Source organism: Pseudogemmobacter lacusdianii (assembly GCF_030848395.1).
Classification (GTDB): Bacteria; Pseudomonadota; Alphaproteobacteria; order Rhodobacterales; family Rhodobacteraceae; genus Pseudogemmobacter; species Pseudogemmobacter lacusdianii.
Genome location: NZ_JAVDBT010000003.1, coordinates 302,199 through 308,696 on the forward strand (window position 1 = coordinate 302,199; position 6,498 = coordinate 308,696).

At 63.1% G+C, this 6,498-nt stretch carries 4 protein-coding genes and 1 pseudogene; 3 read left to right on the forward strand and 2 right to left on the reverse strand.

Annotated features, from left to right (window positions below):
* Positions 1 to 173 precede the first annotated feature (173 nt).
* Positions 174 to 1,979 (forward strand): phosphogluconate dehydratase, encoded by a 1,806-nt coding sequence (gene edd, locus Q9295_RS04660; protein WP_306679338.1) that lies wholly within the window; start codon positions 174 to 176, stop codon positions 1,977 to 1,979.
* A 143-nt stretch (positions 1,980 to 2,122) separates the two neighbouring features.
* Positions 2,123 to 2,761: a bifunctional 4-hydroxy-2-oxoglutarate aldolase/2-dehydro-3-deoxy-phosphogluconate aldolase gene (gene eda / locus Q9295_RS04665; RefSeq protein WP_306679339.1), complete on the forward strand. Its 639-nt coding sequence runs from the start codon at positions 2,123 to 2,125 to the stop codon at positions 2,759 to 2,761.
* Positions 2,762 to 2,818: 57 nt separating this feature from the next.
* On the opposite strand, the gene Q9295_RS04670 is transcribed toward eda, so the two are convergent.
* Positions 2,819 to 3,097 (reverse strand): hypothetical protein, encoded by a 279-nt coding sequence (locus Q9295_RS04670; protein ID WP_306679340.1) that lies wholly within the window; start codon positions 3,095 to 3,097, stop codon positions 2,819 to 2,821.
* 40 nt (positions 3,098 to 3,137) lie between these two features.
* Positions 3,138 to 5,909, reverse strand: coding sequence for a [protein-PII] uridylyltransferase family protein (locus tag Q9295_RS04675; protein ID WP_306679341.1), 2,772 nt, complete (start codon positions 5,907 to 5,909; stop codon positions 3,138 to 3,140).
* A gap of 295 nt (positions 5,910 to 6,204) precedes the next feature.
* Here Q9295_RS04675 and Q9295_RS04680 point away from each other — a divergent pair.
* Positions 6,205 to 6,402: pseudogene (locus Q9295_RS04680) on the forward strand (DUF2852 domain-containing protein); the annotation flags it as partial.
* Between the last annotated feature and the right edge of the window lie 96 nt (positions 6,403 to 6,498).

Below are 6,498 nucleotides of genomic sequence, written 5' to 3' on the forward strand. Positions count from 1 at the left end.
CCACAAACCCCGACACGCCGCTGTGCCATCCCCTGCGAAGCTAGAACAGAGCCACGAATGAGGCAAACGCCCTTGTTAGCGCTAACGGATCGCGCTATACCAGCACAAACGCAAGCGCACATAGCCTATGCGTGGCCCGACCCTAGCAGACGCAAGCAATGGAATCCAAGCCCATGCCGCTTAACGCCACAATCGCCCGTGTCACCGATCGCATCCGCGCCCGCTCTGAGGGGACGCGGTCGGCCTATCTGGAGCGGATGCGCCGGGCGGCAGAGGCAGGTCCGGCACGCGGGCACCTCTCTTGCGGCAACCAAGCGCATGCCTATGCGGCGATGGGGGGCGACAAGCCCACATTGGCTGCAGCCCGCGCGCCCAATATCGGCATCGTCACCGCCTATAATGACATGCTCTCGGCGCATCAGCCCTATGAGCGCTACCCCGAGCTCATCCGCCAAGAGGCCCGCCGCATTGGCGCGACCGCGCAGGTCGCAGGTGGGGTACCCGCGATGTGCGACGGCGTGACCCAAGGCCAGCCGGGGATGGAGCTGTCGCTGTTCTCCCGCGATGTCATTGCCTTGGCGGCCGGTGTGGCGCTTTCACACAACACCTTTGATGCGGCGATGTATCTTGGCGTGTGCGACAAGATCGTGCCCGGCCTTATCATCGCGGCTGCGACCTTCGGCCATATCCCGGCGGTCTTTGTCCCTGCCGGGCCAATGCCCTCGGGCTTGCCCAATGATGAAAAGGCCCGCGTCCGCAACGCCTATGCCGAAGGCAAAGCAACACGCGAGGATCTGATGGCGGCCGAGATGGCCAGCTACCACGGCCCCGGCACCTGCACCTTCTATGGCACCGCCAACACCAACCAAATGCTGATGGAAGTGATGGGCCTGCACCTGCCGGGCGCAAGCTTCGTCAACCCCAACACCCCCCTGCGGGAAGCGCTGACCTTGGCCGCCATCGAGCGCGCCGCTGCGATCACCGCTTTGGGCAATGACTACCGCCCGGCCTCGGAAGTGTTGGATGAGCGGGCCTATGTGAATGGCATTGTCGGGCTGATGGCGACGGGTGGCTCGACCAATCTGGTGCTGCATTTGCCGGCGATGGCGCGCGCCTCGGGGGTGATCCTCGATCTACAGGACTTCGCCGATATCTCGGATGCGGTGCCGCTGATGGCCAAGGTTTACCCGAATGGCCTTGCAGATGTGAACCATTTCCACGCCGCCGGGGGCTTGCAGTTTATGATCGGCGAGCTGCTGGATGCGGGGCTTTTGCATCCCGATGCCAAGACGATCGCAGGGGATGGGCTAAACCTTTACCGCCAAGAACCAACGCTGAAAAACGGTGCTCTCGGCTGGCAGCCCGGCGCCACCACCACGCTCAACGACCGCATCCTGCGCCCCGCCGAAACACCTTTCGCGCCGGTGGGCGGGCTGAAACAGCTGGCCGGCAATCTTGGGCGCGGCGTGATCAAGGTCTCGGCCGTCGCCGCCGATCGCCATGTGATCGAGGCGCCTGCCCGGGTCTTCCACACACAAGATGCGGTAAAAGCGGCGTTCAAGGCGGGTGAGTTCACCTCTGACACCGTGGTGGTCGTGCGCTTCCAAGGCCCGCAGGCCAATGGTATGCCCGAGCTGCATTCGCTGACGCCGACGCTCTCGGTCTTGCAAGATCGCGGGCTGCGGGTGGCTTTGGTCACCGATGGCCGCATGTCCGGCGCCAGCGGTAAGGTGCCCGCGGCAATCCATGTCTCGCCCGAAGCGGCGGTCGGAGGCCCACTTGCTCGGGTGCAAGATGGCGATATCCTGCGGCTTGATGCCGACAAAGGCACGCTGGATATCCTTGCCGCAGATTTCGACAGCCGCTCTCCCGCCACCGCAGATCTCTCGGCCAACAGCCACGGCATCGGCCGCGAGCTTTTCGAGGCCTTCCGCCGCAGCGTTGGCGCCTCGGATGCCGGTGCGGCTGTCGTGGTATAAGGTAGAAGAATTCTCGCCTCCGGCGGGAGTATTTAAGTCAAGATGAAAGCCAAAACCCCTCTTTATTTTCATCTTGATCTAAATACTCCCGCCGGAGGCGTCCCACACCTGCCCAAGCGCCTCTTCTCAAAAGGATTTCTCCGATGACCCCCGCTGAACAATCCGCCAAGGCCGCCGAGATTTGCCGACTTGCCCCCGTCGTCCCGGTGCTGGTGGTCGAGGAATTGGCCCATGCCCGCCACTTGGCTGAGGCTTTGGTCAAAGGTGGGTTGCCGGCACTAGAGGTCACGCTCCGCACGCCTTGCGCCTTGGATGCGATCCGCGCCATGGCCGAGGTGCCGGGTGGCGTTGTCGGCGCGGGCACCCTTCTCACGCCTGCGGATGTGAAAGCCGCCAAGGCCGCGGGCGCGCGTTTTGGTGTCTCACCGGGGGCCACCGAGCGGCTGATTGCAGCTTGCGAGGATGAGGGCCTGCCGCTTTTGCCCGGCGCCGTCACCGCTTCCGAGGTTATGTGGCTGCTAGAGCGCGGCTATACGGTGCAAAAGTTCTTCCCGGCCGAGCAATCGGGAGGTGCGGCTTTCCTCAAATCCCTCGGCGCGCCCATCCCGCAAGTGTCCTTCTGCCCTACGGGGGGCATCTCACTGAAAAACGCCCGCGATTATCTGGCGTTGAAAACCGTGCTCTGCGTTGGCGGCAGCTGGGTCGCGCCGAAAGAGGCGATGGCCACCGGCAATTGGGCCGAGGTCACCCGCCTTGCCGCCGAGGCCCGCGCTTTGCGCTAAAATTTGGACCAGAGTTCAACATAAAAGGCCGCCCCCGGGGCGGCCTTTTGCAAATCCCTACTGCCGGATCTCTTTGATCCGTGCCTCACGCCCGCCACGCCGGCCGGTCCGATCGGGCGCCGCAAGGCCCGCTTTCAGCACCCCCGTCATCGGATGCTCCTCACGCCCGGGCCCGTAATGTGCGATCAGCGCGTGCAAAGCTGGCGAGGTCTCGCCGCCCACCGGCAGGCTCAGCGCCCAATCCATGAAGATCGAACGGCACTCGCCCAAGGTGATGCCCTCGATGTTATAGCTTTCGCGCACCAGCCCCTTCGGATCGGCCTTCGTCAGTTCCACCGCCACTCTCCCCTTGATCGCCGATCTTGCAATCGGGCGTTTAATCTACAGCCTTTGTGTCAAAGAGCCGCCCCATCACCTTGCCTGCAAGCGACACCGCTTGCTCCATTCGCGCTGAAAGCGCTTCAATCGAGGCCTCACCCGTCTCCCGCAGCAAGAATGCCCGACCGCCCTCGCCCAATGTTTCAGGCTCCAAGGCTTTCTGCGACAAGAGCCGAGACGCCGCGTGCAGCCGCCACAAAAGCCGGTAAGCTGCGAGGAGATCGGCTTGATCCTGCGCCGAAAGCGCCGCCTTCGAGGCCAGTTGCCGCTCAACCCCGCGTGCAGGATTGGCCGAAACGAGCGCTGCCCACTGCGCGCAGAGCTCAATATCCATCAGCCGTCCGGCGCCATTCTTGGTGTCCCAAACGCTTTTGGCCGGTTTGGCCTGCCCAAGCCGCGCCCGCATCTCTGCCAAGTGACTTGCCAGCTTTGCGCCTTGGCCCTTTTCGGCCAGCATGGCACGCCGCCAGCCCTCAATCTCATCCACCAAGGCCGGCGCCCCCGCCAAAACCTTGGCGCGGGTCAGTGCCAGATGCTCCCAGCTCCAAGCTTCATGCAGCTGGTAGTCCTTCCAAGACTGCACCGAGGTGGCCACCGCGCCCGCCCGCCCACTGGGTCGCAGCCGCACATCCACCTCATAAAGCCGCCCCTCGGCGGTCTGCGCCGAAAGCGCCGTTACCATCGCTTGGGTGAGCCGCGCGTAAAAGGTCCGTGTCGGCAAGGGCCGATCGCCTTCTGAGTTTTCCACGCCTTGCGCATCATAAATCAAGATCAGATCGAGATCCGAACCCGCGTTGAGCCGCCCGGCCCCCAGTGAGCCCATTGCCAAAAGCGCCGCACCTGCGCCCGGAGGCGCTCCGTGTCGCGCGGCAAAAGCCTCAACCACGACTGGCCAAAGCGCCTGCACGACGGCCTCGGCCAGATCGGCATAGCTTTTGCCCGCCTCAAAGCCGTCAATCAACCCGCGCAGATGATGCACGCCGATACGGAAATGCCATTCCTTCATCCAGCGCCGCGCCCGGTCGAGCCGCGCCTCGTAATCCCGCGCCTCGGCCAGCTGCCCCGCCAGCTCGGCGCGCAAACCGCTGGTGCCGGGCCAAGCGCTCCAAAAACTGCCGCCGATCACCGCGTCCAAGACCTGCGCATTGCGGCTCAGATACATGGCCAAAGCCGGAGCGGTGCCAGCGATGTCCACGATCAGCTCAACCAAGGCCGGGTTCTGCTCGAAAAGCGAAAAGACCTGCACCCCGGCTGGCAGACCGGACAGGAAGCCGTCCAAAGCAACCAAGGCCTCTTCTGGATTGGCCGCGCGGGACAGATCCTTCAACATCCGCGGCCGCAAGCGCCGAAAGATCGCCTGGGCGCGGTCCGAGCGCAGGCAGGGATAATGCTGCCACCCCGCCACGATCGTCTTTGCTTTGGCCGAGAGCTCTGGCCCCTCTTCGGCATCCTCGGGCGCGAAAAAACCCTCGGTCAGCGCATCGGTGCGCTCAAGTCGGGCCAAGAGCCCTGACCGAAACGCTGCCTCCTCCTCGCCCGCAAAAGCCGCGATCCGGGCTACACCTTCGGGGGTCGTGGGCATCAGATGCGTCTGAGCATCGTTCACCATCTGCAAAAGATGCTCGAGCCCGCGATGCGCGCGGTAAAGCGCGCTTAACTCTTCGGCCACGGGTTCGGCCACCCAGCCCTTTGCAGCCAAAGCGCGCAACCCACCCAATGTGCTGCGGTCACGCAACTCGGGATCGCGCCCCCCGGCAATCAGCTGGCGGGTCTGGGTGAAAAACTCAATCTCACGGATCCCGCCAACACCCAGCTTTATATTGTGGCCCTCGACACTCAAAGGCCCGTGCAATCCGCGATGATCGCGGATGCGCAGCCGCATGTCATGGGCATCTTGAATGGCAGCGAAATCCAAGTGCTTGCGCCAAACAAAGGGCGTCAGCATGCGCAGGAAACGCTCTCCCGCAGCGATATCGCCACCGCAGGGGCGGGCCTTGATATAGGCGGCCCGCTCCCAAGTCCGGCCCTCGGCCTCATAATAGGCTTCAGCCGCAGCCATCGACAGGCACACCGGCGTGACGCTGGCATCAGGCCGCAGCCGCAGGTCCAACCGAAAGACATAACCCTCATCGGTGACATCGCTCAAAAGTGCGGTCATCTTCCGGGTGACACGGATAAAGGCAGCGCGGGCCTCGCCGGCATCCGCGCCATAGCGGTCTTGATCGAAGAGACAAATAAGGTCGATGTCCGAGGAATAATTCAGCTCGAACGCGCCCATTTTGCCCATGGCTAGGGCGAACATCCCGCCTGCAACCCGCGCATCTTCGGCCGTCTGGCCGGGCAACTTGCCGCGCCGGATCTCATCGGCCACAAGCCGCTGCAGGCAAAGATCAACCGCCCGATCCGCAAGTTGGGTCAAGGCGCTTGTCACGTCTTCCAATGCCCAAATGCCGCCCAGATCGCAAAGCCCCGCCAAAAGCGCCACGCGGCGCTTGGCTTGGCGCAAAGCCACGCCGAGCCGGTCCAAGCCAACTTCGCCCAGATCGCGCAAAAGTTCGGCCAAAACCGACTCTGGCACCTCAAGATGTACGGCCCGCAGCCAATCCGCCTCGCGCCGCATCAAATCGCGCAGATAGGGCGAGCATCCCGCCACCGCCGCCATCAACTGGCGCAAAGTCGCAGGCAGCTCTGCGAAATCCTTGATAAGATCGGCCGCAACCTCGGGGTCATAGGCCATAGGACGACGGGTGATGCGCGCATGCAGGGTCATGCCTGCAGAATGCGGCCTGCCGCCTCCAGACACAAGACCACCGATATCAACCGCAAAGTCCGGCCCCCCTCTTTCAGAACAAAAATATCCCCGCCGGAGGCAGGCCCGAGCCGGTTGCGCGCTGAGCGCGCAGAGGCGAGACAAAAAGCTTGCGGCGCCAGCCGCTCCATTTCGCTACGTCCCCAAGCTTCCGGCATGTAAATAATCTTCACATGACACTTGCAGCATCCCCCTGCCCTCCCCAGATAACTCAATGTGATGAGTGTTCACATGTAACCGACAGGGGAGTTTCTATATGAGCCAATCCACTGCCTATGACATGTCCGGCCCGGTCCGTTGGCTGCGCAATGCCGAGAGCTGGCTTGATCAGCGCGGCAAACTCGCGTGGTTTGCGGCAATGGTGCTGGGTTTTATTGTGTTCTGGCCGATCGGTCTGGGCCTGTTGTTCTATATGATCTGGGGTAGACGTATGTTTGGGAAATCATGCCGCACCGCCAATTCGGCGCGCAACTGGGGCAACAGCTTTGGGTCAGGACCCATTGATTATCCACTCGCGGCGTGATTCAGGCTCCGCGAGGAGACTGACAGA